This window comes from Bradyrhizobium cajani, from assembly GCF_009759665.1.
GTDB classification, from domain to species: domain Bacteria; phylum Pseudomonadota; class Alphaproteobacteria; order Rhizobiales; family Xanthobacteraceae; genus Bradyrhizobium; species Bradyrhizobium cajani.
This window is the reverse complement of record NZ_WQNE01000005.1, coordinates 286,329-309,806: the sequence shown is the minus strand read 5'-3', so window position 1 is coordinate 309,806 and position 23,478 is coordinate 286,329. Positions and strand designations below refer to the sequence as shown.

General features: G+C 65.7%; 23 protein-coding genes. 7 read left to right on the top strand and 16 right to left on the bottom strand.

Annotated elements, in window-relative coordinates:
• Window positions 1-209 precede the first annotated feature (209 nt).
• The 4 genes from tsaA to GPL20_RS09870 all read right to left on the bottom strand — a co-directional run bounded on the left by tsaA (window position 210) and on the right by GPL20_RS09870 (window position 3,028).
• Complete coding sequence (tsaA, locus tag GPL20_RS09885) at window positions 210-701, bottom strand: tRNA (N6-threonylcarbamoyladenosine(37)-N6)-methyltransferase TrmO (RefSeq protein WP_157329371.1); 492 nt, start codon at window positions 699-701, stop codon at window positions 210-212.
• Between the two features lie 31 nt (window positions 702-732).
• Window positions 733-1,083: an AzlD domain-containing protein gene (locus GPL20_RS09880; protein WP_157329370.1), complete on the bottom strand. Its 351-nt coding sequence runs from the start codon at window positions 1,081-1,083 to the stop codon at window positions 733-735.
• Window positions 1,080-1,820, bottom strand: a complete 741-nt coding sequence (locus tag GPL20_RS09875; RefSeq protein ID WP_254126486.1) for an AzlC family ABC transporter permease — start codon at window positions 1,818-1,820, stop codon at window positions 1,080-1,082. Before GPL20_RS09875 ends, GPL20_RS09880 begins: the two co-directional genes overlap by 4 nt.
• A 254-nt stretch (window positions 1,821-2,074) precedes the next feature.
• Window positions 2,075-3,028, bottom strand: coding sequence for a lytic transglycosylase domain-containing protein (locus GPL20_RS09870; protein WP_157329369.1), 954 nt, complete (start codon window positions 3,026-3,028; stop codon window positions 2,075-2,077).
• A gap of 88 nt (window positions 3,029-3,116) precedes the next feature.
• Here GPL20_RS09870 and GPL20_RS09865 point away from each other — a divergent pair, with 88 nt between their 5' ends.
• Entirely contained in the window at window positions 3,117-3,755 is a 639-nt protein-coding gene (locus GPL20_RS09865) for an HAD family hydrolase (RefSeq protein ID WP_157329368.1), read from the top strand.
• Here the strand turns inward: GPL20_RS09865 and GPL20_RS09860 are convergent.
• Window positions 3,752-4,792 carry a phenylacetaldoxime dehydratase family protein gene (locus tag GPL20_RS09860; RefSeq protein ID WP_157329367.1) on the bottom strand — a complete coding sequence of 347 codons (1,041 nt, stop codon included), beginning with the start codon at window positions 4,790-4,792 and terminating at the stop codon, window positions 3,752-3,754. The genes GPL20_RS09865 and GPL20_RS09860 overlap by 4 nt on opposite strands.
• Before the next feature lie 28 nt (window positions 4,793-4,820).
• Window positions 4,821-5,837: a carbon-nitrogen hydrolase family protein gene (locus tag GPL20_RS09855; RefSeq protein WP_157329366.1), complete on the bottom strand. Its 1,017-nt coding sequence runs from the start codon at window positions 5,835-5,837 to the stop codon at window positions 4,821-4,823.
• Between the two features lie 196 nt (window positions 5,838-6,033).
• On the opposite strand from GPL20_RS09855, the gene GPL20_RS09850 reads away from it, so the two are divergent.
• From GPL20_RS09850 to GPL20_RS09835, 4 genes are all read left to right on the top strand, one after another.
• Window positions 6,034-6,990, top strand: a complete 957-nt coding sequence (locus GPL20_RS09850) for an AraC-like ligand-binding domain-containing protein (protein WP_157329365.1) — start codon at window positions 6,034-6,036, stop codon at window positions 6,988-6,990.
• Window positions 6,991-7,139: 149 nt separating this feature from the next.
• The gene (locus GPL20_RS09845) at window positions 7,140-7,331 is read left to right on the top strand and encodes a hypothetical protein (RefSeq protein ID WP_254126488.1); all 192 of its coding nucleotides are present in this window, start codon (window positions 7,140-7,142) and stop codon (window positions 7,329-7,331) included.
• Window positions 7,332-7,443: 112 nt separating this feature from the next.
• On the top strand, window positions 7,444-8,469 hold the full coding sequence (locus GPL20_RS09840) for an aldo/keto reductase (RefSeq protein WP_157329364.1): 1,026 nt from the start codon (window positions 7,444-7,446) through the stop codon (window positions 8,467-8,469).
• A gap of 211 nt (window positions 8,470-8,680) precedes the next feature.
• Window positions 8,681-10,102 (top strand): MFS transporter, encoded by a 1,422-nt coding sequence (locus GPL20_RS09835; protein ID WP_157329363.1) that lies wholly within the window; start codon window positions 8,681-8,683, stop codon window positions 10,100-10,102.
• 65 nt (window positions 10,103-10,167) lie between these two features.
• Here the strand turns inward: GPL20_RS09835 and clpA are convergent, their stop codons facing one another.
• From clpA to GPL20_RS09815, 3 genes are all read right to left on the bottom strand, one after another.
• Window positions 10,168-12,576 (bottom strand): ATP-dependent Clp protease ATP-binding subunit ClpA, encoded by a 2,409-nt coding sequence (gene clpA / locus GPL20_RS09830; RefSeq protein WP_157329362.1) that lies wholly within the window; start codon window positions 12,574-12,576, stop codon window positions 10,168-10,170.
• 293 nt (window positions 12,577-12,869) lie between these two features.
• Window positions 12,870-13,202, bottom strand: coding sequence for an ATP-dependent Clp protease adapter ClpS (gene clpS / locus GPL20_RS09825; RefSeq protein ID WP_027548135.1), 333 nt, complete (start codon window positions 13,200-13,202; stop codon window positions 12,870-12,872).
• Between the two features lie 708 nt (window positions 13,203-13,910).
• Window positions 13,911-14,249, bottom strand: coding sequence for a phasin family protein (locus tag GPL20_RS09815; RefSeq protein ID WP_157329360.1), 339 nt, complete (start codon window positions 14,247-14,249; stop codon window positions 13,911-13,913).
• A gap of 388 nt (window positions 14,250-14,637) precedes the next feature.
• On the opposite strand from GPL20_RS09815, the gene GPL20_RS09810 reads away from it, so the two are divergent.
• Window positions 14,638-16,470, top strand: coding sequence for a serine hydrolase (locus tag GPL20_RS09810; protein WP_157329359.1), 1,833 nt, complete (start codon window positions 14,638-14,640; stop codon window positions 16,468-16,470).
• A 224-nt stretch (window positions 16,471-16,694) separates the two neighbouring features.
• Here the strand turns inward: GPL20_RS09810 and GPL20_RS09805 are convergent, their stop codons facing one another.
• From GPL20_RS09805 to GPL20_RS09790, 4 genes are all read right to left on the bottom strand, one after another.
• Window positions 16,695-17,420, bottom strand: coding sequence for a DnaJ domain-containing protein (locus GPL20_RS09805; RefSeq protein ID WP_157329358.1), 726 nt, complete (start codon window positions 17,418-17,420; stop codon window positions 16,695-16,697).
• Window positions 17,421-17,484: 64 nt separating this feature from the next.
• A complete protein-coding gene (locus GPL20_RS09800) occupies window positions 17,485-18,234 on the bottom strand; it encodes a vWA domain-containing protein (RefSeq protein WP_157329357.1) in 750 nt (249 codons plus the stop codon).
• 121 nt (window positions 18,235-18,355) lie between these two features.
• Window positions 18,356-19,216: an alpha/beta fold hydrolase gene (locus GPL20_RS09795; RefSeq protein WP_157329356.1), complete on the bottom strand. Its 861-nt coding sequence runs from the start codon at window positions 19,214-19,216 to the stop codon at window positions 18,356-18,358.
• 343 nt (window positions 19,217-19,559) lie between these two features.
• Window positions 19,560-20,483, bottom strand: a complete 924-nt coding sequence (locus GPL20_RS09790) for a division plane positioning ATPase MipZ (protein ID WP_157329355.1) — start codon at window positions 20,481-20,483, stop codon at window positions 19,560-19,562.
• A 284-nt stretch (window positions 20,484-20,767) separates the two neighbouring features.
• Between GPL20_RS09790 and panC the strand changes: the two genes are divergently transcribed.
• Window positions 20,768-21,619: a pantoate--beta-alanine ligase gene (gene panC, locus GPL20_RS09785; protein ID WP_157329354.1), complete on the top strand. Its 852-nt coding sequence runs from the start codon at window positions 20,768-20,770 to the stop codon at window positions 21,617-21,619.
• Here the strand turns inward: panC and GPL20_RS09780 are convergent, their stop codons facing one another.
• From GPL20_RS09780 to GPL20_RS09770, 3 genes are all read right to left on the bottom strand, one after another.
• Window positions 21,620-22,060, bottom strand: coding sequence for a DUF1489 family protein (locus GPL20_RS09780; RefSeq protein WP_157329353.1), 441 nt, complete (start codon window positions 22,058-22,060; stop codon window positions 21,620-21,622).
• A gap of 42 nt (window positions 22,061-22,102) precedes the next feature.
• Window positions 22,103-23,095: a hypothetical protein gene (locus GPL20_RS09775; protein WP_157329352.1), complete on the bottom strand. Its 993-nt coding sequence runs from the start codon at window positions 23,093-23,095 to the stop codon at window positions 22,103-22,105.
• A 157-nt stretch (window positions 23,096-23,252) separates the two neighbouring features.
• Complete coding sequence (locus tag GPL20_RS09770; RefSeq protein ID WP_157329351.1) at window positions 23,253-23,456, bottom strand: hypothetical protein; 204 nt, start codon at window positions 23,454-23,456, stop codon at window positions 23,253-23,255.
• Window positions 23,457-23,478 lie beyond the last annotated feature (22 nt).

Genomic DNA, 23,478 nt, shown 5'->3' with positions numbered 1-23,478 from the left:
GTTGTGTACGCTTCGCAGCCGCCGTTGCCGACGGCCACGCAACACTCACTACCGGGCGCTCGCTACCGCTTACCCGGACCGGACTTCCACCGGTTGGACCACGCCAGCTTGCCTGGCGCACAAGCAATCCAGAATCCCTCCGCGGATGCAGTCTGGATTGCTTCGTCGCAAGGGCTCCTCGCAATGACGGGGTTAGCGCGCAGTCCCCCTCACTCCGTCTGGAAATCCCCCGGCTGCGGCGCGGCCAGCGGCGTGAACTCGCAGCGGTCGGGCTTGATGTCGATCAGCGGCGTGTTGTCGATGCAGTCGAGCCCGCGCACCAGGATCGCATTTCCCTCGATGCCGACCAGCTTGACGATGGACGTGCCGATCGGATTGGGCCGCACCGGCGAGCGCAGCGAGAATGTCCCGCGGGTCTTCTCGTTGTTCTTCGGGCTTTGCAGGATGATGTCGCGGCGCGACTTGTCGAGCCAGTAGAGCACTTCGAGATTGCTGTAGAAATCGACGCCCTTGATAGCCGGCACGAACGGTTCGAAAATCTCGAGGCGGCATATCGGGCCATCGTGACGCCCCTGCCGCGGCGTCTCCAGCCGCGACGTCCAGGGGGTGCGGATGCGGCCGATGAAGACAAGGCCGGCATCCTCTGCGGGCGGCAGCTCGATGGCGACCTCGCCCTCGCGGAGCTCCTGTTCGCGAACCATATTTCCTGTTCCTTGCTGTTCGCCGACGGTTTTAGCCCAACCACCACTTGCCGGCCAGCATGAAGACTTCGCCAGTCACCACGCCCGCGAAGATCGAGCGCCGGGTCAGCAGGAAGGCCACGAGCCCGGCGCCGACCGCGCCATAGCGTAAGGCATCCGGCACGCTGGCGAGCGCTCCGGGCGGCTCCACCACGATCTGGGCGATGACGCCGGCCAGGATCGCGGTGGCGACCGCCCTCACCCAGACCAGCAGCTCGGAGCCTTCGTCGATGCCGCCGCCGAACCACAGGCCCAGCATGCGCCATATCTGGTTCGGAACGACGCCAGCGACGAACAGCACGGCGAGCGCGTGCCAGTCGCCGCTGAGCTGCGCAAGGCTCATGCGCGCACCTCCCGCCACCAATGCACGCCATAGGCGATCGTGCCGGCCACGACACCGCTGACGAGGATGTCGAGGCCTGAGTTCATCTTCGCGGCCAGCGGATAGAGCAATATGCCCAGTCCGAGCGCGACGATGTCGGCAACCTCACGGCTGTTGCGCGCGGTCGAGAACAGGAAGGACAGCGGCGTCAGCAGCAGGATCGCCGCTCCAAGCGTCTGTGTCAGGTTGGCGGCGAGGAAATAGCCGACCGTGTTGGCGCAGAGACACACCGAGACGAGGCCGCAGCCGAGCCCGTGGACAAAGGCGATGCGCCGCTCGCGAGGCACCTGCGGCAGGAAGCGGTGGCATTCGACCCACAACGTCACCGCGGTGAGATGTGCGGCGAAGATCAACTCGCGCCGTTTGGTCGTCGGCGTGCGCATCAGCGGCAGCACCGAGACCACCATCGGAAACAGGCGGATGGCGCTGACGGTCACCGCAATCGCCGACTGGATGATGGTCGCACCCGAGCCGAGCGTGGTGATCAGGATGATCTGCGCAGGACCTGCCCAGACAAACAGCGTCGAGGCGAGCGCCCAGAGCAGGCTGAAATGGGTGTCGTGGGCCAGCGCGCCGATGCCGAGATAGGTCACGAACAGCACGATGGTCAGGATCGTCTGCGTGATCGAGCGCAGCCCCCACGCAAAGGCGCGCCAGGAGCTTTGCCATTGAGGTGAATCGAGCGGAGGAAGCGCCACGGGGAGTCTTGGCCGGGGATGAGGAATCGTGCCCGCATAACGGGCAATGCGGCGCCGCGCGTCAAGGAAGCGCGCGGCGGAGCTGGCATGCGCGAGACACCACCACCGTCATTCCGGGGCGCGACGAAGTCGCGAGCTATGATGCGCAATTGCGCATCTGAGAATCCATCGGGCGGCAGAGACTGCGGGAAAATGGATTCCGGGCTCGCGCCCAAGAGGGCGCGCCCCGGAATGACGAGAGGAGAGAGACGCCCCTACCCGCTCACCCCGCGGTTCTTCAGCACGAAGCAGGCCCCGCCGGCCTTGCGGATGCGGTTGCACAGATCGTCCGCCTCGCTACGCGTGTCGGCGCCGATGCGCACCTGATAGAAGGCGCGCGTGCCGCGGCTGCGCATCACCGAGGAGAGCAGGCTTGGATCGCGCTCGCCGATCACGGCGCTCAGCCGGGTGACCGCGCGGGAATACATCGCCAGTGCCCTGTTGCGGTCGAAGCCGGCGGCGAGCTGCACGCCCCAGATCTTTGCGGCAGCCAGCTCGACATGCTGCTCGAGCTCGGCGACAAAGGCGTTTGGCGCGCGCTTCAGGAGTGCCATCAGATCGCGGCAGCTTGTCGGCGGCGAGCTCGGCGGGCCCTTGCCGGTCGCTCCTGCCTTGGCCCAGGCGTCAACGGTCGTTCCGGTGATGGCGTAGACATAGTTGCGCGTCTGCTCCGGCATGCCGCCGGTACCCGCAAGCCATTCCTGCACCCGCCGCGGCCCGGCATTGTAGGCCGCTGCCGCAAGGCCGAGATTGCCGAACTGATTGCGCAGCTCGTTCAAGAACTCCGCCGACTTCGGCAGCGCCTGCACCGGATTGAAGGGATTGAGCAGCCCGCGCTCGCTCGCGGTGCCCGGCATGAACTGCGCGATCCCCTGTGCGTGCTCCCCGCTGCGCGTCATGGGCCCCACCGCGTCAGCCTGGAAGCGGCTCTCCTGCCAGATCACGCGCGCGAAGAACTCCAGCGGCAGGTTATTGTCGCGCGCGGCGGCCTCGATGATCAGGCAGATCGACTCCCGCGTGTCGCTCTCGCGGGCGTCTGCGGGTTTGTCCGCCGGCTTCGCGGGTTCCTGGGTACCCGGCGGCGCGGCGGGGGGTGGCGCCTCCTCCGCCAGCGCCGGCCTCAGCACAAGCACCTGGCACAAGACAGCGATGATCCGAGCTATTCGCATGGCATTGGCGCTATCGGACAAATCAGACCTTGACTTGGAACCCCAGCGAACTAGCAACGGGCGATCCTATCAACATTGGTCCGCCCTGATGGTGACAATCTATTTTGATCTCGACGGCACTTTGACCAATCCGAAGCCCGGAATCACCCGTTCGATCCAGTACGCGCTGGAACGGCTTGGCGTTTCCGTCCCGAGCGAAGACGAACTGACCTGGTGCATCGGCCCGCCGCTGCTTGCAAGCCTCAGAAAGCTCACCGGAACCGATGAACTCGCCGACCGCGCGCTCCTGCTCTATCGCGAGCGCTTCAGCGACATCGGCCTGTTCGAGAACGAGGCCTACAGCGGAATTACGGATACATTGTCGTCAATCGCAGCGACAAGTCAGCGCATGTTCGTGGCGACCAGCAAGCCCGCCGTCTACGCCACACGCATCGTCGAGCATTTCGGCCTGAAGCCGTATTTCGAGCGTGTGTTCGGCTCCGAGCTCGACGGCACGCGCGTCGACAAGCGCGACCTGCTGCGCTACGCGCTCGACGAGGCCAAGGTCGATCCCGCCAGCGCCATCATGATCGGCGACCGCAGCCACGACGTGGTCGGCGCCCGCACCAACGGCATGACTGCGATCGGCGTGCTCTACGGCTATGGCAGCGAAGCCGAGCTGAGGGGCGCCGGCGCGCATCACATCTGCGCGGCGCATCCGGAACTGCTCGGCCATTGCGTGGCCTAGGCGCTGACGGTCTCCACGGCCGCCAGCATGCCGGTCTTGGCGTGACAGTTCAGATACTCGAAGAAATGCTCGTCGGCGGCTGCCACGGTGACCTCGTGGTAAAGCCGCAGCTTGGCTGACGGCCCAAGCGTCGAGAGATATTTCATCGCCGCACCGAAGATCCTGACATGAGTCGGATGCGATTCTGCCCAGCGTTCGAGCGCGGCGAGACTCTTCCACCAGCTCTGGCCGTACGACTTTTCGCCGACGCTGCCGTCGGCCGCGAGCACGCGCATGTAGCGGTTGGCGTAGCAGCCGATGCCGAGGCCGTCGTCGCGCAGAAAATCCATGCCCTCGCGCAGCACCGGCTCGACGTCGTCGAGATAGAGCTTGCGCTCGGATGCTTCCGTGTCACTCCAGTCCTGGCCGGAACGGATCAGGCAGAGATTGTCGTGCGCCACGACGCGCAGCCGCGCGCCGTCACGGATCAGCTCCGGTGTGCCGCCGGGCGCCATCGCGTCAGTCTGCGACAGCGGAATGCGGTCGCGCATGCCGCCCCAATAGGCGTGCTCCTGCACCTCGCCGCTCATGCCTTCCGCGATCACCGCGACACCTTCAGGCCTTCCAAGCGAGGAGAACAACGTCTCATGCCGTGCGACGGCGGGACGCAGCACCTCGATGAACGTGCCGATGCCCTCTCGCCCTTTGCCGGTCCACGCCTCGCGCACCGGCGCGAACCAGGCGTCGAAGCGCACGATGTCATCCCAGTAGGCAACGGAGATGACGGTCTCGTAGCCGGCCTGGTCGACATAGTGCGCGCGGTCCCAATGCGAGGGTCCGCCTTCCGTAGTAAACCGCCGCGCGATTTCGGCCAGCGCCTCCGTCGCAGCCGACGGTGTCGCACCGCGATACTGCACGCCGAAATAAGCCATCACGACGCGGCTCACGGCGGGCTTATAGCGCGCCACGAAGGACGGATATGGCGGCTGGTAATCGTCCGGCACGCGCTTGTGGCGCGTGCGCTGGGTTTCGAGATGCAGAGGAATTGCGGATTCCATGATCGTGCTCCCCCCTTGATCCCGGTGATCAACTCGCTGCTGCGCCGATATCCGTCGGCTCGATGGTGTCGACCGGCAACGCGAACTGCTCGACGCGCTTGTAGGGCTTCTTGTTGAGCAGCAGCCGCGTCACGTCGGGCCGCGAATAGTGCCCGGCGGGGTCGGCGGCGTTCTTCGCGACGCCGATGGCGCCCAGATCGATCTCGGCAATCAGGAGACCCTCCTGGTCCGGTGCGAGCTTGTCGCCGATCTGGCTGCCGTCGGGACCGTAGATCGCGGCAAAGCCGCCGCCGGCATGCAGCAGGGCATGCTTGTCGGGCCGGTCGCAGAGCTCGTCGATCATGGCCTGCGACACCGTCGCGCAAGGCGCGAGCACGAAGCAGGAGCCCTCCACCGCGTAGACGCGCGAGGCCGCATTGTTCACCTCGGCGCCGAGCGCCGGCGCGAAGGGATCGTAGAGCGAGAAGCTCGGCCAGGCGGCGACGTGCACCTGCTCGTTCTGGGCGTACATGGCGTATTTCGACAGCGGCTGGAGATGTTCCCAGCAGCACAGTGCGCCGAGGCGACCGATGTCGGGCCGCGCATGCACGGCAAGGTCGCTGCCGTCGCCCTCGCCATAGACCGTGCGCTCGGCATGGGTCGGCCGCAGCTTGCGGCGCTTTGCGATGGTCTCGCCGTCGGGCCCGATCAGCCATTGCGCCAGATAAAGGCTGCCGCCGTCGCGCTCGGACAGGCCGATCACGGCGGTGAGCCTGGCCTTGCGCACGGCCTCGCGCAGCCGCTCGGCTTGCGGACTGTCATAGGACAGCGAGTTGTCGAAATAGCGCTGCACGAAGCCGCGGCCGATCGCCCAGGCCGGCGAGTCCATCCAGATGTGCCAGGGGTAACCGGGGATGAAAGCTTCGGGAAAGGCGATCAGCCTGGCGCCCTTTTCGGCGGCCTCCCTGATCAGCGCGATCGACTTGTCGATCGACGCGTCGAGGTCGAGCCAGGCCGGCGCCGCCTGCACCACCGCCACCTTGTATTTCGGATGTTCGATGCCCATTCCCGCCTCCATTGCCGGTTGATCGGAAGCCACGTCCGATGCAGTCTATTTGGCCAAGCCGGGCGGCCGGGCGCTCGACCACGGCGGCACAAAAACTCGACTGACGGGACCGCCGGCCGGTACGGGATTTGCCTCCGGTCAGGCTCGATCTGCGCCAACATGCGGTTTTGCAGAATGTGAAAGGGAGGCTGTCCAGATGCCAATCCAGTTCACGACAGACGGCAGCCCCGGCCATCGGCGGCTGGCCCTCTGGCAGGATATCGTCTGCGACGTGTTCGTCGGGCTCGACTGCAAGTCGGACCTCGGGAGCGCCTTCCGCGGCTCGGTCACGCAGGCTTCGCTCGGCAAGGCGGTGTGTTCCGAGGTCTGCTCGGACCGCCAGCACGTCTTCCGCACACCTTCCCGCATCGCGCGTTCGGCCCAGGATTTCGTCCTGATCGCGCTCGGCAATCGCGGCGACGGCGGCGTGGTGCAGGACGGCCGCGAGACCGTGATCCATCCCGGCGAGTTCGCGCTCTACGACACGACGCGTCCCTATGAGCTGAAGTTCAACGGCGCCTTCACGCAGACCATCTTCAAGGTTCCGAGGGAGATGCTGCAGCGCCGGCTCGGCGCCACCGAGACGCTCACCGCGATGTCATTCGGCGCCGACGTGCCGCTCGAACGGCTCGCCTACGATTTCATCGTCAGGCTCTGCCAGAGCGCGGACCGGCTTGCTCCGGACAATGCTGCCGCGCTGTCGGAACAGGCCGTCGATCTGCTGGCGATGGCACTGGGCGAGCGGCTCGGCAAGACATCGCTGCCGTCGTCGACCCATCGCTCTGCCCTGCTCTATCGGCTGAAGGCGCACATCCGCGCGCATCTCGCTGATCCCGACCTCTCGCTCGCGGAGACCGCGGCCGCGCTCGGCATCTCGCCGCGCTATGTGAACGATCTCCTCGCGGACGAGAGCACGTCGTTCCAGCGCCATGTGCTTGCAGAGCGCCTTGCCCAATGCCGGCGCGACCTCGCCTCGCCCGTGCTCGCCCACCGACATGTCAGCGAGATCGCCTTCGCCTGGGGCTTCAACGACCTCTCGCATTTCGGCCGCGTCTTCCGCGAGCATTTCGGGATGTCGCCGCGCGACTTCAGGCAGAGCCAGTTGCGGCACTGACATCCATTCCGGTCAGCTATCACCTCGAGTCTTCGCTTGCCGCGAAGGCCATGCTCGCCAATTCCAGATTGTCTTGTCTGGCGGGCTGCATCAGGCTGGCTCGCATGAGGACTCACGCCACGATATGCGGATCGGAGCTGTTGCTCGGTGTGATCGCGATCCGGCTTGCGGTGCTGGTCCTGGTGGGCTGGGGCCTGACGCTCCTGCCGCAGCAAGCGCGTGACAGCGAACCCGCGTGCCTCCCCTCGCCCGCAACAAGGCTCGAAACTCAATCTTTGGTGAGGACGCCCGCATCGCATGTTGCCGACGCAGCATTCGACGACATGCGCCTGCACGACTAGGCCACCCAAGCAAGGCCGGTATGTGAGCGCGTGATAGGACGCGCCGCCTGCTTGCACTATCTTCGGCATCAGGCCGCACCGATCAATCAACGGCCAGCCGAGGAGCATATCGATGGAATACCGACGCTTGGGCCGGTCAGGCCTCATGGTGCCCGCTTTGAGCCTTGGCACCGGCACGTTCGGCGGCGTCGGCCGCCTCGCTGCCTGGGGCACGACCGACGCGACCGAGGCGCGGCGCCTTCTCGATATCTGCCTCGATGCCGGCGTGTCGATGTTCGACACCGCAAACGTCTATTCGCTCGGCGAGTCCGAGCGGGTTCTCGGCGAAGCCATCAAGGGCCGCCGCGACAAGGTTTTGATCTCGACCAAGGCTACCTTCCGCTTCGCCGACGGGCCCAACGACATCGGCTCTTCACGCCAGCATCTGCTCGCCGCCATCGACGGTTCGCTGAGCCGGCTCGGCACCGATTACATCGACCTGTTCCAGCTCCATGGCTTTGACGCCTTCACGCCGCCTGAAGAGGTGCTCGCGACCCTCGACGTGCTCGTGCGCGCCGGCAAGATCCGCTATGTCGGCGTCTCGAATTTTTCGGGCTGGCACCTCATGAAATCGCTGGCCGTGGCCGACAAGCACGGCTTTCCCCGCTACGTCGCCAACCAGACCTACTATTCGCTGATCGGGCGCGACTACGAATGGGAGCTGATGCCGCTCGGCCTCGACCAGGGGCTCGGCGCCGTCGTCTGGTCGCCGCTCGGCTGGGGCCGCCTCACCGGAAAGATCCGCCGGGGCCAGCCCAAGCCCGAGGTCAGCCGCCTGCCGAAGACCGCGGAGTTCGGGCCGCCGGTGCCGGACGAGCACGTCTATCGCGTCGGCGAGGCCATCGACGAGGTGGCGAAGGAGACCGGCAAGAGCGTCTCGCAGATCGCGTTGAATTGGTTGCTCCAGCGTCCGACGGTCGCAACGCTGATCATCGGCGCGCGCAACGAAGCACAGCTCCGCGAGAATCTCGGCGCGGTCGGCTGGTCGCTGACCAAGGACCAGATCGCAAAGCTCGACGCCGCGAGCACGGTGACGCTGCCCTATCCCTATTGGCACCAGCGCACGACCTTCACCGACCGCAATCCGCCGGCGGTGTAGCGACGCCCTGGCCTCGACCGCGGCCTCGACTTGAGCTGCATCAGGACGGCCTGCGCGGTGGTGAACCCGCGCAGGCCGTCCTGACCCATGCCCGTGACGCCTGCGCCAAGCTTCCGGCGTGGGAACCGTCCGCGTCCTGCCGGGTTGCGATCAATCCTGCAATTTCCTAATCCGGAGATGCAACACGGCTCGAATCAAGCGCGCCTTCATCATGTCGTCCGCCCCCATCGAGCATGCCGACGGCCTGCCGCAGCCTCAGCGCAACCAGGCGATCCTGACCATTGCGCTCGGCATCATCATGGCCGTGGTCGACAGCGCCATCGCCAACGTCGCGCTGCCGACGATCGCGGCCGACCTTGACGCAAGCCCCGCCTTCTCGATCTGGATCGTCAACGGCTACCAGCTCGCCATCACCATCTCGCTGCTGCCGCTGGCCTCGCTCGGCGAGATCATCGGCTATCGCCGCGTCTACCTGGTCGGGCTCGCGCTGTTCACGCTCGCATCGGCCCTCTGCGCGCTCGCGCATACGCTGCCGCTGCTGACGGTCGCGCGCATCATCCAGGGTTTCGGCGCGGCCGGCATCATGAGCGTCAATACCGCACTGGTGCGCTTCACCTACCCTCATGCGCTACTCGGACGCGGCATCGCGCGCAACGCGCTCGTCGTGGCGGTCTCGGCTGCGGTCGGGCCGACACTCGCCTCCGGCATCCTGGCGATCGGGAGCTGGCCGTGGCTGTTCGCCATCAATGTGCCAATCGGCGCCGTCGCGATCGCGCTCGGCGCGCGGTGCCTGCCGCACACGCGCCCCGCGACGCACAGGTTCGACTGGCAGAGCGCAGGGCTGAGCGCAATCACCTTCGGCGTCGGCATTTTCGCGGTCGACAGCGTCGGCCATGGCGAGCCGCTCCTCACCTGCCTGATCGAATTCGGCGTCGCGGTGATCGCGGGTGCCGCCCTGATCTGGCGCGAGACGCACATGGCCGCCCCGCTGCTGCCGGTCGATCTGCTACGCATCCCGATCTTCGCGCTGTCGATCGCGACGTCGATCGCCTCGTTCTGTGCCCAGATGCTGGCCTTCGTCGCCATCCCCTTCTACCTGCAGAGCCGCTTCGGCTACTCGGCCGTGCATATGGGGCTATTGATCACGCCCTGGCCGATCACGGTGGCATTCGCGGCGCCGCTCGCCGGGCGCCTGGTCGAGCATTACCCGGCCGGCCTGCTCGGCGGCATCGGCCTGCTGCTGTTCGCAGGCGGGCTCGCCTCGCTCGCGATGCTGCCGGCCGAGCCCGGGGCATTCGACATCGCCTGGCGCATGGCCCTCGCCGGGTTCGGCTTCGGCCTGTTCCAGACGCCGAATAACCGCACCATGATCGCGGCCGCCCCGCGCGAGCGCTCCGGCGGCGCCAGCGGCATGCTCGGCACGGCCCGCCTGCTCGGCCAGACCGCCGGCGCCGCCCTGGTCGCATTGTTCCTCGGCCGCTATCCGCAGGAGGGCACCAGGATCGCGCTCCTCGCCGGCGTCGGCTTTGCCCTGTGCGGCGCGCTGCTCAGCATGTCGCGACTGTCGTCCGCCGGCGCCCGCGGCGCCGAGCACGTGCGGATCCAGGACGGACAACGGATGAAGGGGGATTAGGCCGCCTGCAGGTCAGCAAAAAGGCCGGCTCTTCAGCCGGCCTTTTCGATGTCATGACGTGCCGATCAAGCCTTGACCAGCGGGCCCTTCGAGGTCGGCCCCTTGGAGCCGCCGGGGCCGCCCGGCTTGGGCTTGCCTGGCGGGCGCTTGCGGGTGCCGGGCAGCTTCTCCTGCTTCGGCGTGACCGGGCCTTCGACGAACTCGAAGCCGATCTTCTCCTTGGTCTCATCGGCCTCGTCCTTGACGAGAACGACGCGAACATGGCCGCCACCCTTGAGCTTGCCGAACAACACCTCGTCCGCCAGCGGCTTCTTGATGTGCTCCTGGATGACGCGGGCCATCGGCCGCGCACCCATCTGCTCGTCATAGCCGTGCTGGACCAGCCAGGCCTTGGCGGGCTCGGACAGTTCGATCGTGACGTCGCGGTCGCCGAGCTGCGCTTCGAGCTGAAGCACGAACTTCTCGACCACGGTGCCGATCACCTCGACGCTGAGATGGCCGAACGAGACGATGGCATCGAGGCGGTTGCGGAATTCCGGCGCGAACTGCCGGTTGATCGCCTCATGGTCGTCGCCTTCCCGCTTCGAGCGCGTGAAGCCGAACGCCTGCTTGGCGAGATCGGAAGCACCGGCATTCGTGGTCATGATCAGGATCACGTTGCGGAAGTTGACCTGCTTGCCGTTGTGGTCGGTGAGCCGGCCGTGATCCATGATCTGGAGCAGCACGTTGTAGAGGTCGGGATGCGCCTTCTCGATCTCGTCGAGCAGCACCACGCAATGCGGATGCTGGTCGACGCCGTCGGTGAGCAGGCCGCCCTGGTCGAAGCCGACATAGCCGGGAGGCGCGCCGATCAGGCGCGACACCGTGTGCCGCTCCATGTATTCGGACATGTCGAAGCGCAACAGCTCGACGCCGAGGCTGGCAGCGAGCTGCTTGGCGACCTCGGTCTTGCCGACGCCGGTCGGACCGGAGAACAGGTAGCACCCGATCGGCTTCTCCGGCTCGCGCAGGCCGGCGCGTGCCAGCTTGATCGAAGCGGCGAGCGACTCGATCGCCCTGTCCTGGCCGAACACGGTGCGCTTCAGGGTCTGCTCGAGATGCTTGAGCACCTCGGCATCGTCCTTCGACACGCTCTTCGGCGGGATCCGCGCCATCGAGGCGATCGTGGTCTCGATCTCCTTGATGCCGATGGTCTTCTTGCGCTTGTTCTCGGCCACCAGCATCTGCGCCGCGCCGGACTCGTCGATCACGTCGATTGCCTTGTCGGGCAGCTTGCGGTCGTGGATGTAGCGCGAGGACAGCTGCACAGCAGCCTCGATCGCCTCATTGGTGTATTTCAGCCGGTGATAGTCCTCGAAATAGGGCTTGAGGCCCTTGAGGATCGCGATCGCGTCTTCGACCGTCGGCTCGTTGATGTCGATCTTCTGGAAGCGCCGCACCAGCGCGCGGTCCTTCTCGAAGTGCTGGCGGTATTCCTTGTAGGTGGTCGAACCCATGCAGCGGATCGTGCCCGAGGCGAGCGCAGGCTTGAGCAGGTTGGAGGCATCCATCGCCCCGCCCGACGTCGCGCCCGCACCGATCACGGTGTGGATCTCGTCGATGAACAGGATGGCGTTGGGATGCGCCTCGAGCTCCTTCAGCACCTGCTTCAGGCGCTCCTCGAAGTCGCCGCGATAGCGCGTGCCGGCGAGCAGCGTGCCCATGTCCAGCGAGAACACGGTCGCGGCCGCCAGAACCTCCGGCACCTCGCTGTCGACGATGCGCTTGGCCAGACCTTCCGCGATCGCGGTCTTGCCGACACCGGCCTCGCCCACGAACAGCGGATTGTTCTTCTGCCGCCGGCACAGCACCTGGATCGCACGGTTGATCTCGGAGTTGCGTCCGATCACCGGGTCGATCTTACCGTCACGCGCCTTCTTGTTGAGGTTGACGCAATAGGTCTCGAGCGCTTCGCCCTTCTTCTTGGCGTCCTCGTTGCCCTTGGTCTCGGTCTCCTCGTCGACGCCGCGCACGGGCCGCGCCTCGGAAACGCCCGGCCGCTTGGCAATGCCGTGGCTGATGTAGTTGACGGCGTCATAGCGCGTCATGTCCTGCTCCTGCAGGAAGTACGCGGCATGACTCTCGCGCTCGGCGAAGATCGCGATCAGCACGTTGGCGCCGGTCACCTCCTCGCGCCCGGACGATTGGACGTGGATCACGGCGCGCTGGATCACGCGCTGGAAACCGGCGGTCGGCTTGGCATCATCGGCGCCATCCGTGACCAGATTCTCGAATTCGGTCTCAAGATAATTGACGAGGCTCGTGCGGAGCTTGTCGAGGTCGACGCTACAGGCGCGCATGACGGCGGCTGCATCGGAGTCGTCGATCAGGGAGAGCAAAAGATGCTCGAGCGTCGCGTATTGGTGATGACGCTCGTTTGCGATCGCCAGCGCACGATGCAGGGATTGTTCAAGGCTTTGGGAAAAAGTCGGCATTCGCGTCCTCTATGGCCCCCACCATCATGATCGCCATCGCCCGGTCAGGCAACAACAACCTTTGTCACATATAGTTATACAAGATCGCGGCAAAAGACCGGTTCCGCGACTCGACGGGGATTACGCGCCCACGGCATACTCGATGCAAAACCCGTTCCGATTTGGGCAGAACTACCCATTTGGGCAGGATTGGCGCCGGCGCCGATGTCCGCCGGATCATGCAGCGGTATGCACTGACGTCACAGAGCGCGCGAACAGAACCGATCTAAAGAACTCTGGATTGGAACGCGCAGTTACTTCTTTTCCATCACGCATTGCAGCGGGTGCTGGTGCTTGCGGGCGAAATCCATCACCTGCGTCACCTTGGTCTCGGCGATCTCGTAGGTGAACACGCCGCACTCGCCTATGCCGTGATGGTGGACATGCAGCATGATCTTGGTCGCCGCCTCGACGTCCTTCTGGAAGAATTTCTCCAAGACGTGGACGACGAATTCCATCGGCGTGTAGTCGTCGTTCAGGATCAGTACGCGATACAGGTTCGGCCGCTTGGTCTTCGGCTTGACCTTGGTGATGACAGAGGTGTTCGGACCCGTCGGGCTGCCGGAACGGTTCTCGTCATTGCTCATCCGGGGAGCGTGGCCGGCGGCGGCCGCGGACAGATCGAGTCTGGAAGTCAGTTGCGACATGGCTCAGGCGTTCAAAATTCCCCATGGAAGCGAGTGACGGTCCGCCCCCGAGCTCCACCCTTCGGAGCTTCGCGCTGGCGCGCCGCCTTTTGGATCGCCGCTTCCAACCGGTCCGGTCCAAACCGGATCGGTTGCACGGAATATGGGCCCGTGTCCGGCTCGCCGCAAGCGTGCAAGGTCCGGACGATGTGGCCGCGGCGGTCCCGATTCCCGATCCGGGCGATCCTGACCAAGGTTAATCAATCCGGACCGATTTGACAAAAATTTCCGTTTCGGCCGGTTAGAACGTGTTGATCAGGAACCGGCCAATGACGCAGCGAGGCGGTTCACGCGGGACATCTCCGTTCTTCTACGGTCCCGATGATCCACCTCTCGATCAGAACTCATGCAACACGAGCGCCTCCGTGCGACAACACGAAGGCCGCGAACGCCACGGTCTACACGGTGCAGGTGAACACCGGCAGCGATCCGACCTTGAGCGTGCTGCAAAATTGCGCCAGCAGCACGACAAGTTCTATCTGGTCACGTCGGCTAGTCAGAGCTCGCTCTTGAAGCTGCGCATGGCGCGCTGGGACGGATCTGTCGCGACAGATAAAAAAGCCCGGCTTGTACAGCCGGGCTTCTTGATTCCAGGACTTCTAGAAAACGTTAGTTGGCGGCCGGGGTGAACTTCGACACGATCGTCTCGACCGGCTTGAACGCCTGCTTGGCGAGGTCGCTGTAGAGGCCGGCGATCTTCTGCGATTCCGCAACGAAGGTCTCGTAGGTGGAACGGGCGAAATCGGTCTGTGCTTCCACGGCCTTGTCCAGCGACTTCACGCCGGAAAGCTTCTCGACGAAGGACTTGGTGTCCTCGAACGACTTCTTGGTGTAGTCGCCATAAGCGCTGGCGATCGCCTGGAGGCCGTGCTGCACCGAGGTCGCGGAGGCAACGCACTGCTCGAACTGCTCTTTCCCGTAGTTCTGAAAGTCTTCAACCTTGAACATGTCGGAATCCTTTTCCCTGGCTCTCGTCGGGAAGCCCCGGCTCCCTGACTTCGCCTAAAATTAGTGCAACGCACAAAAAAGTCAAGAATCTTGTGCGACGCACAAAAGCAGATACAAATCGCGCCGATTCCCGGGGTTTCCCGCAAGGGTTCCTTAAGCTTTTGGAAACCGCGGCCCCCTACCCTGATTCCCTGGACGTGTTCAGCTTCCGCAAGTGGCCAAAAGCCGTTTGAGAACATCACCTTAGCCAGAATAGCGGCTCAGGCCGAACGTCCCCCGCGGCGAACACCAGCGGAGGGACAGTCTGAGCAGGTAATGATCCAGGGTCCGTTGGGCACAATTTCGCCCCACGAGCCGGTGATCAAGTCAGAAACGGGGACGGGGTTCCATGCTTCGTAAAAACTTGTCTTCCTCGCGCTTGGCGCGGGTTGGGGTTTTCGGGCTTCTTACAGTCACCACCGCAGTCATCTTCACCACCGATGCTGCCGAGGCGCGGCGCCATCGCCGCCACTACGCGCACCACCGGGTGCAGCGCGATGTGTCCGAGAGCTCCAGCTCGAAATTCGCGTCCATCATCGTCGACGGCAATTCCGGTGCGGTGCTCCAGGCGACGAGCCCGGACGGGATCCGCCATCCGGCCTCGCTGACCAAGATCATGACGCTCTATCTGCTGTTCGAGCGCCTCGAGTCCGGCAAGATGAAGCTCGACACCGAGATGCCGGTGTCCCAGCACGCCGCAGATCAGGATCCGACCAAGCTGAACCTGCGTGCCGGCCAGACCATCCGCGTCGAGGACGCGATCAAGGGTCTCGTCACCCGCTCGGCCAACGATGCGGCCGTGGTGATCGCGGAAGCGATCGCTGGCGACGAGGACGACTTCGCCCAGATGATGACGCGCAAGGCGCGCTCGCTCGGCATGTCCAGGACTGTCTACCGCAACGCCAACGGCCTTCCCAACGACGAGCAGGTGACGACCGCGCGCGACCAGGCCACGCTCGGCCGCGCGATCCAGGAGCGCTTCCCGCGCTACTATCGCTATTTCGCGACCTCGACTTTCAATTGGCGCGGACAGTCGATCCGGAACCACAATCATCTGCTCGGCAGCGTCGAGGGCGTGGACGGCATCAAGACCGGCTACACCCGCGCCTCCGGCTTCAACCTCGTGACCTCGATGCGCCGCGGCAACCGCCACCTGATCGGCGTGGTACTCGGCGGCCGCAGCGGCGGCTCGCGCGACGCCATCATGCGCAACCTGCTCGCCGAGAATCTCGAGAAGGGTGCGACCACCCACACCGTCGCGGCGGTCACCGAGCGCAACAGCGCTGACACCAGTGCCGCGGTCGCCGACGCATCGGATACTCCGGCACGCCCGGCTCCGCAGGTCCAGGCCGCGGCCACCCCTGCTCCCGAGACCGCCCAGCAGCGTCTCGCCGCGCGCCTGTCGGCGCTTGCGGCGGCGACGGCCGCGATGCCGCCGTCCCAGCCCAAGCCTGAGGCCAACAAGCCTGAAGTTCGCCCGACAGAATCCAAGATCGAGCCCGCGCCGCTGACCAATGGCGTGATCTCGAGCCAGCCGCTCTCCATCATCCCCGGCTCCTCCGAACCGATGAAGCCGGTTCGCGTGAAGACGGTTCAGGTCAAAGCCGGCGCCGTGAAGGTCGCCTCCGCCACCCCGGCCCAAGTCGCACCGCAGGTCACCTCCACGGTTGTGTCCCGCTCCGACGTCGCGGAAACCTCCGGCGCGGTCGTTGCCCGGGCCGATCTCATCAACAAGCCGGAACCGCAGAAGGCCGAGGTCGCCCGCACCGAGCTGCCGCCGCAGCCGGCGGGGTTCGGCACCGGCAACGGCATCCTCGGCGTATTGCCGGCTGCGACCGCAGCGGCGCCAGCTCCCGCCGCCCCGAAGCTTGCCTCCGCCGATCCGGCCCCGCAGCCGATCCAGATGAGCGCCACGACCAAGCCGGCCGTTGCCCATAGCGGCTGGATCGTCCAGGTCGGCGCGCTCGAGAGCGAGAACGAGGCCCAGCAACGCATCGACGCCGCGCGCAGCTCGGCCCGCGGCCTGCTCAGCAAGGCCGATCCGTTCACCGAGACGGTCGTCGCGAAGGATAACCGCAAGCTCTACCGCGCCCGCTTCGCCGGGCTCGAGCGCGACCAGGCCGAAGCCGTCTGCCGCACCCTGAAGCGCGCCGATATCTCCTGCATCACCGTGCGCAACTGACCTCCTCCACCCCGTCCCGAACAAATGCCCGCGCCTTGCGCGGGCATTTGTGTTTTCGGCATGCGGTGGGCCAAAGCCAGTTCCGCGACAACCTCTCGTCAAGAATTTACGGTTAAAACTTTCCTCAAGGGATCGACCACGCCGATAAATGGCGGGCATCGGGGCGACGGCAAACGGAGAAGCGGAGCTCACACGGTACGGGCGTTTGTGGCGTGGTGCCGGAGTTAGCCGTTATGCGTACGAAGCAGAGTATCCTTGGCCTCGTTTACACGGGCAGCGAGGTACGTCGAGCCCCCCTGGTCGGGATGCAGTTTCTTCATCAGGGATTTGTGGGCACGGCTGATGTCGTCGCGCCCCGCCCCCGGCTGCAGGCCAAGGATCTGGTAGGCCTCCTCCGCCGTCATTTTGCCGCTCGGCGCCGCGCGGCGCTGCCGCCCTGCCGCATCGCCCTGCGCGTTCTGACGCCAAGCGGGAAACCGGCGGTCCAGATAGCTTTCAAGTAAGGCCACGCTCTCGGCATCGAACTCGGGGACCATTGCCAGCAGGCCGGCGAGATCGAACCCGTCGAGATCGCGCCCGGCGTGAGGCCCGGCAACGATCCGGCCTTTGAGCTGGCCGGAGTCGTGGTCGAGCTGCATGTCCAGAAACTGCGAGCGTACGCGCGAGGCCTGCCCAGAGGGACGCGTCGCGCCGCCGCCGAACAGCCCGCCGATGTTGCCGAAACCGGAATTCGCCAACGGGGTCCAGCCGAGCAGCCCGGCGCCGAAAATTCCGAGCGGGATCGCGACCGCCAGTTCGCCCCGCAAGCCGGTGAAAGCCGCGACCGCCAGCGCCACGACGCCACCGCCGAATCTGATGGCGCGCGCCAGCACCGCCGGATTGGCGGCGCGGAACATCTGGAGCAGCAGATAAAGCGTGATAACGGCGACAGCGCCGGCGATCAGGGTCATGGCCCGAATATAGTCCCCTCGCGGCCAGAAAGCATGCCGTCGCAGCCGGGCCGGCGAGTCCGCATCACTTCATCTGGCCGATCAGCTTGGCCGCGCCGCTTGCGCTTTGCGCCAATTTCAACAGCGCCTCACGGCCGCCGGCGGCGTAGGCCGCGGCGGCGCGCAACAGCTCCCGGAGCTGTGCGGCCGCGCCGGGATCGAACCGGCACCAGGCGCCGCCGGTCAGGCGCGCAATCTCGCGAAAGGCCTGCTCGGCCACGGCGTCGTTGCCTTCCTGAAATACGAACACCGGCACCTTGAGCATGCCGAGCTCGCCGGCCTTGGCGCTGAGCTCGTCGACCTGCTCCTCCATGGCGTCGCCGACGAAGACCACGGCCCGCACGCCGGATGCCACCGCCTCACGCCGCGCCTCGCTCAGCACCTTGCCGATCTGGGTGTCGCCGCCGCGGCAATCGATCTTGGTCATCAGCGCCGCAAGCCTGGCGCTGTCGGAGATCCACCCCGTGGCGCGGCACTCGTTGAACCCGCGATAATAGACGAGCCGGATGTCGAGACTGCCGAGCGCCGCGGTCTCGCGGAACATGTCGGCTTGCAGCGCGCAGGCCATGTCCCAGGTCGGCTGCCGGCTCATCGTCGCATCCAGCGCGAAGATAAGCCGCCCCTTCGCGCCCGGCGCATGCGGTGACAGCGCGCGCGCCTTGGCAACGAAGGTGGCAATGTCCTCCGCGCTCGACGTCCCGGCCTGCGGCACCGCGCCGCCGGCCTGCGTCGAGACGGCATCGCCACCGCGCGGCTTGATGGGTTCACCCGCCATCCCTTGACCCTGCGTGAGCCGCTAATGTGGTTAGCGCGTGCAGCCCGGTCAATGTGCAAAGCCTCCGCGGGCGGTGGCCGGCAGAGGCTTTGAAGATCGTGACTGACGATGCGGAAAGGCGTCAGCTCTTGGCAGGCGCCATCAGAGCGACCGGACCAGGCTCGAGGATATTGGGCGGGGCCGATTGTGTGTCGACGGGCGCCACCTCGCTGTCAGTCGCGCTCAGGAATTTGTCGAGCATGCTCTGGATCGAGTTCTTGGCCACATCCGGACCGGTGTCGCGCATGTCGTTGTGCTGGAATTCGGTCTTCACGACCTGAATCCCCGCCTTCTCGCATTCCTCATCCGTCGGGATCACGCCCGCATCGGCCTTGAACTGCGGATCGGTGGAACGGAACGACAGGATCTTGAACTTGCCGGCGGTGACGAAGGGCACGCGCAGATTGTCCAGCGTGACGACCTTCTTGACCTCGTCCGGATACTGCTTGGCGAAATACATGGTGATGTCGCCGCCCATGGAGTGGCCGACCATCGTCACCTTCTCGTAGTCCGCGTACGGCTGAACCTTCTTCATCTCCTGCATGGCGAGATGGATGTTGGCGACGCCGCGCAGGATCTGCGGCAGCCGGCCGACATAGAGTTCGCCGGGCTTGGTCACCATCGGAGGATCGGTCGGCAGATCATGCTGCGGGCTCACGACCATATAGCCGCGCGCAGCGAAGATGTTGGCGAGGAAGCCGTACTCGGTGTTCTTGACCGTGTTGCCGTGATTGATCACGGCGACCGGCAACGTGATCAGGCCGGCATTGGCCTGCATTTCCTTATCGCGGCGAACGGCGATGTCGACCGGCACCGGGCGGTTGTCGCGCGAAGCGTCGTAGAAGGTGATGGTTTCGTGCTTGATGGCCCACTTGCTCGCCGTGAAATAGGCGACGCCGCAGAGAGCACTGACCGAAACCAGAACGGCAATTCCACGCTTCATTTTCGTCCTCAGCCTCAGGCTCTTGCGGCCTGAATCCCTGTTGAAAATCGTGTTCTTCCGGGGCTCTGCGGCCCCTTCGCGCCTATTCCCTAATATATGTCACAGCCGCGTGACAGGAAGGCTAAAAATTGTGAACCGGCAGCCCTTTCGTTGTGCGCCGCACACGTTTGTTGGGCACTCCATCCCGATACCGCTACGCCAGGGTGTAGATCACCATCTGATGCAACTCATCTCGATCGGGCTCAATTTCACGGTAAACACAGAATGAAAACGACGCAGTGCCGGCTTCGGTTCCGCCAGGAACCGGCCGCTTTGATCGGCCGGAAGTAGCGATATACCGCTCTTAGGCGCCGAGGATGTCGTGGACCTCGAGCGGCTTGTCGACCTGGCTGAACCATTCGGCGCGGTTGGCGGCGCGGCGGCGGCCGCGCTCGTCGAGCGGCAGCTTGAGCTGGCGCAGCAGGCTCGTCACCTCCTCCCGCGCGGTGAGATGGCCGAGATTGGGCCGCATGCCGAGCGTCGCCTCGTCGATCTCGTCGAGGGCGGTCAGGCCGCGCGGGAAGAACTCGCGATAGACGACGCGTTCGGCGAAGCCGTCGACATAGCGGAAGCCGAGCCGCAGCGACAAATCCTTGAGGCCCTCGGCGACGAGCTGCTTGTTGCGGGAGCCGAGCATCGACAGGCGGTTGCGCACCACGATCCAGTCGGTGCTCGAGCCGTCGAGCTGGCGGCGCTTGCGGCGGGTGTCCCGCACCATCTCGGCGTAGTGGCTTTCGCCGGTGACCGCATAGTTGGCGGGATCGACGGTGCCGAGCACGTCGAAATCGAGGAAGCTGTCGTTGATCGGCGTGACCAGCGTGTCGGCCATCGAATGCGCAAGCCGCATCAGGTAGCTGTCGGTGCCGGGTGTATCGATGACGATGAAGTCGAAATTGCTCTCGACCGCCGAGACCGCCTCCATGAACTGCTGGAACTCGGAATTCTCGTTCTCGGCGATCTGCATGGTCTCGCCGAGCTTGATGCAGCGATGCACCGGCAGCTCGAGGCCGAGCTTGGTGCGGCGGGCCCAGGCGGAACGGTTGCTGATGTAGCGGGTGAAACTCTGCTGACGGCAGTCGAGGTCGATGGTGGCGACGCGCTGGCCGGCCTTCAGGAGCGCAACTGCGATGTGCAGGGCGGTGGTCGACTTGCCGGATCCGCCTTTCTCGTTGCCGAGCACGACTACATGCGCCGAGCCCGATTGGCCTTGGCTAGCCTGCACAAGCATAGTGATCCTCAAAACCCCTGACGAATATCTTCGAGTTGGCCGCGTCTGCGGTCAAGTGAAATGCGTGACATGAAATGCAAATCGCACTGCGCCGTTCTTCATCATGAATAGCAGTGTCGCTGTGCGTCCGTGATCCGGCCCACAATGTCGCGACATCATGTGCAGCGCTGCGCGGGATGCTGTGCCGCATCCGGATGCATGGCGTCCACGACCGCCGCTTGTTAAGGTTAGCCGGCCGGGCGCCGGGACGCGCCCGCCTCCACCCCAACTCCTGCCGAGTCCTGATGTCACGAAGCCCCTTGATCGCCCGCACGGTCCCCACCTTGCGACGCGCCGTCGACAATCTTCGCAAGCGAAAAGCCACGATCGCGCTGGTGCCGACCATGGGGGCACTCCATGACGGGCATGTGTCGCTGGTGCGCCTCGCCAAGCAGCGCGCCAGCCTCGTCGTGGTTTCGATCTTCGTCAACCCGACTCAGTTTGCCCCGACCGAGGATTTTGGCGCCTATCCGCGGACCTGGAAGGCCGACATCGCCAAGCTCGCGGCCGAGGACGTCGACATCGTCTGGCACCCCGGCGTCGAGGCGATGTACCCGGAGGGCTTTGCCACCCGCATCGTGCCCGAGGGCCCGGCGCTCGCCGGCCTCGAGGATCGCTTCCGGCCGCACTTCTTCGGCGGCGTCGCCACCGTCGTCGGCAAGCTGTTCACGCAGTGCCGGCCGGATGTCGCGATCTTCGGCGAAAAGGACTTTCAGCAGTTGCGGGTGGTGACGCAGATGGCGCGGGATCTCGACCTCGGCGTCAAGGTGATCGGCTCCCGCACCGTGCGCGAGCGCGACGGGCTCGCGATGTCTTCGCGCAACGTCTACCTGTCGCCGGAGGAGCGGCAGACCGCCATCGTGCTCTATCGCGCCATGAAGGAAAGCGCCGGGCGCATCCGCACCGGCGAGGCGATCGCGCTCTCGATGGCGCGCGGCGCCGAGACGATCAAGGCGGCGGGCTTTGCGCTCGACTATTTCGAGGTGCGCCACGCCGCGACGCTGGCACAGGTCGCCTCGCGCGAGGACGGGCCGTTGCGGATCCTGGTCGCGGCCAGGCTCGGCAACACGCGGCTGATCGACAATATCGCGGTCTAGCTAGAGCAACCCCAGATCCCGCAGCTCGCGGCGCATCGGCTCCGGCATGGCCGCGATCGAGCCCGCGGCGGCTTTGCCGAGATCGGGCGGCACGGAATCGTCGGTGAGATAGCGCCAGCCCTGGAACGGGCGCATCGGCCGCGGCGAGACCGAGATCACCTTCGGCTGCATCACGATTCGGCAGCGCCCGATGCCGTCCTTGTCGCGGAACGGCTCGATGCCGATGATCTTTTCCCGCGCGGCGATCTCGCCCTTGATCACCCAGTAGAGCGATCCGCCCGCCAGGATCTCGGTGTCGCGCTTGGGCACCATGCGGGTGATGTGGATGTGGTGTTGCGGCAGACCCTTCTTCTTGGCGGCCTGCATCCGTTCGGCGATCCACTCCTTCAATTCCTTGACGGAGTCGCAGCCGACGGCGAGCTTGATCAGGTGTAGCGGCATGCCCCAGCATTAGCCGGGCAGCCGCTCATTTGGAATGCCGATCTACTCGTTATCCGCAGCCGCGGGGGCCGGGGCCGAGGGCGGCGGCGCGAGCGGAACAGGTGCGGCTGCCGGCGCCCGCGCAGCCTTCGGCGCCGGCGGCTTCTTCGCAGCCGGTGCCGATGGAGCTGCGGCCTGCGCGGAGGCAGCTGCCGGCGCGCGGGGAGCCGGCGCTGCGGTTGCGGCCGGCGCTGCCTGCCGCGTTGCCGCCGTGGGCGGCTCCGGATTCATGATGCTCACCGGCGGCGTGGACGACGCGCTCGGGAACTCGGCATTGGTCGGCTTGCCCGTCGGCATCGACGGCGGCAGCCCGGCAAGCGCAGCCGTGGCCGGCATCGCCGGCGCCGTTCCAGGCGCGTTCCAGGTCGGCACATAGCGCGCGACCAGCGTGTCGTAGAGATGGGAATCCATGTTGGCGGCGACCTGGCGCTGGTCGGTCAGCGAACGGAACGCCGCGCAATCGAACTGCGTGCAGCCGTCGCGCGCGACCAGCACCTGCGCGACCAGGCCGTAGCGATCACGCTCCAGCGATCTGCGCAGCACCTTCATGTCCAGCGTGAGGCTGCTCTCGGCGGTCGCGACGTCGCCGAGCGCGGTCAACCGGTCGATCCTGGCGGCGGTGTAGGACACGGCTGCGGCCGCCGCGTCAGGCGCGCCGAACAGGGCCTTCTCGCAACCGACGGCCACGGCATCGCCGGCGAGATCGTCGAGACAGGACAACGCCGGCAGGCTCGCGGTGACCGCCGCACGCGTGCCCGCTTCGGCCGGAGCAGCCTGTCCCGCCGGCCCATAGACGCGCACGGTGGCCGCCACCGCGATGGCGATGGAGAGCAGCGTGATGACGGTCAGCGCGCCGTTGGCGACCGATCTCTCGGCGCGCAGCAGTGTGATCAGCAGGATAAGTCCGAAGAAGCCGGCGGCCGCCAGCGTCATCCACATCGGGAACGCCGGCGAGCGCCAGATTTGGTCGAGCGAAGTGGCCGATGCCCAGTTCATGCGCGACGTCCCCTCACGCGAGCAAAGAGCGGATGGTCAAGCGAGCACCGCGAGTCGGCAACTGCCCCCGGCCCACCTTGTTGAGGCGAAGCGGGCCTTTTGACGGCGACAGGACACAATTCCCCGGGAGGCACCAATGCGCTGATAGCCTCAACCTTCAGGAGAGCGCGAGTTGGCTCTCCTTGGCGACGCGTTCGAAGGCTTCGGTCGAGCTCTTGATCCGGTATTGGCAGTCGTCGCCATCGGTCGGCAGCAGACGGATGATCTCATACGTGCCGCTGGCAGCCGGGCGCGCGATATTGCTGGCCGTGAACAGGACGCGCGATCCCACGGGGAATTTGTGCTTCAACACCCTCTCCATTACTCAAACAGCGCCTGCCTCG

Bases quoted from the DNA above. Each gene is read 5' to 3' on its own strand.
- tsaA (WP_157329371.1), bottom strand. From the start codon at position 701: ATGGTTCGCGAACAGGAGCTCCGCGAGGGCGAGGTCGCCATCGAGCTG.
- GPL20_RS09880 (WP_157329370.1), bottom strand. From the start codon at position 1,083: ATGAGCCTTGCGCAGCTCAGCGGCGACTGGCACGCGCTCGCCGTGCTG.
- GPL20_RS09870 (WP_157329369.1), bottom strand. From the start codon at position 3,028: ATGCGAATAGCTCGGATCATCGCTGTCTTGTGCCAGGTGCTTGTGCTG.
- GPL20_RS09865 (WP_157329368.1), top strand. From the start codon at position 3,117: ATGGTGACAATCTATTTTGATCTCGACGGCACTTTGACCAATCCGAAG.
- GPL20_RS09860 (WP_157329367.1), bottom strand. From the start codon at position 4,792: ATGGAATCCGCAATTCCTCTGCATCTCGAAACCCAGCGCACGCGCCAC.
- GPL20_RS09855 (WP_157329366.1), bottom strand. From the start codon at position 5,837: ATGGGCATCGAACATCCGAAATACAAGGTGGCGGTGGTGCAGGCGGCG.
- GPL20_RS09850 (WP_157329365.1), top strand. From the start codon at position 6,034: ATGCCAATCCAGTTCACGACAGACGGCAGCCCCGGCCATCGGCGGCTG.
- GPL20_RS09840 (WP_157329364.1), top strand. From the start codon at position 7,444: ATGGAATACCGACGCTTGGGCCGGTCAGGCCTCATGGTGCCCGCTTTG.
- GPL20_RS09835 (WP_157329363.1), top strand. From the start codon at position 8,681: ATGTCGTCCGCCCCCATCGAGCATGCCGACGGCCTGCCGCAGCCTCAG.
- clpA (WP_157329362.1), bottom strand. From the start codon at position 12,576: ATGCCGACTTTTTCCCAAAGCCTTGAACAATCCCTGCATCGTGCGCTG.
- clpS (WP_027548135.1), bottom strand. From the start codon at position 13,202: ATGAGCAATGACGAGAACCGTTCCGGCAGCCCGACGGGTCCGAACACC.
- GPL20_RS09815 (WP_157329360.1), bottom strand. From the start codon at position 14,249: ATGTTCAAGGTTGAAGACTTTCAGAACTACGGGAAAGAGCAGTTCGAG.
- GPL20_RS09810 (WP_157329359.1), top strand. From the start codon at position 14,638: ATGCTTCGTAAAAACTTGTCTTCCTCGCGCTTGGCGCGGGTTGGGGTT.
- GPL20_RS09805 (WP_157329358.1), bottom strand. From the start codon at position 17,420: ATGACCCTGATCGCCGGCGCTGTCGCCGTTATCACGCTTTATCTGCTG.
- GPL20_RS09800 (WP_157329357.1), bottom strand. From the start codon at position 18,234: ATGGCGGGTGAACCCATCAAGCCGCGCGGTGGCGATGCCGTCTCGACG.
- GPL20_RS09795 (WP_157329356.1), bottom strand. From the start codon at position 19,216: ATGAAGCGTGGAATTGCCGTTCTGGTTTCGGTCAGTGCTCTCTGCGGC.
- GPL20_RS09790 (WP_157329355.1), bottom strand. From the start codon at position 20,483: ATGCTTGTGCAGGCTAGCCAAGGCCAATCGGGCTCGGCGCATGTAGTC.
- panC (WP_157329354.1), top strand. From the start codon at position 20,768: ATGTCACGAAGCCCCTTGATCGCCCGCACGGTCCCCACCTTGCGACGC.
- GPL20_RS09780 (WP_157329353.1), bottom strand. From the start codon at position 22,060: ATGCCGCTACACCTGATCAAGCTCGCCGTCGGCTGCGACTCCGTCAAG.
- GPL20_RS09775 (WP_157329352.1), bottom strand. From the start codon at position 23,095: ATGAACTGGGCATCGGCCACTTCGCTCGACCAAATCTGGCGCTCGCCG.
- GPL20_RS09770 (WP_157329351.1), bottom strand. From the start codon at position 23,456: ATGGAGAGGGTGTTGAAGCACAAATTCCCCGTGGGATCGCGCGTCCTG.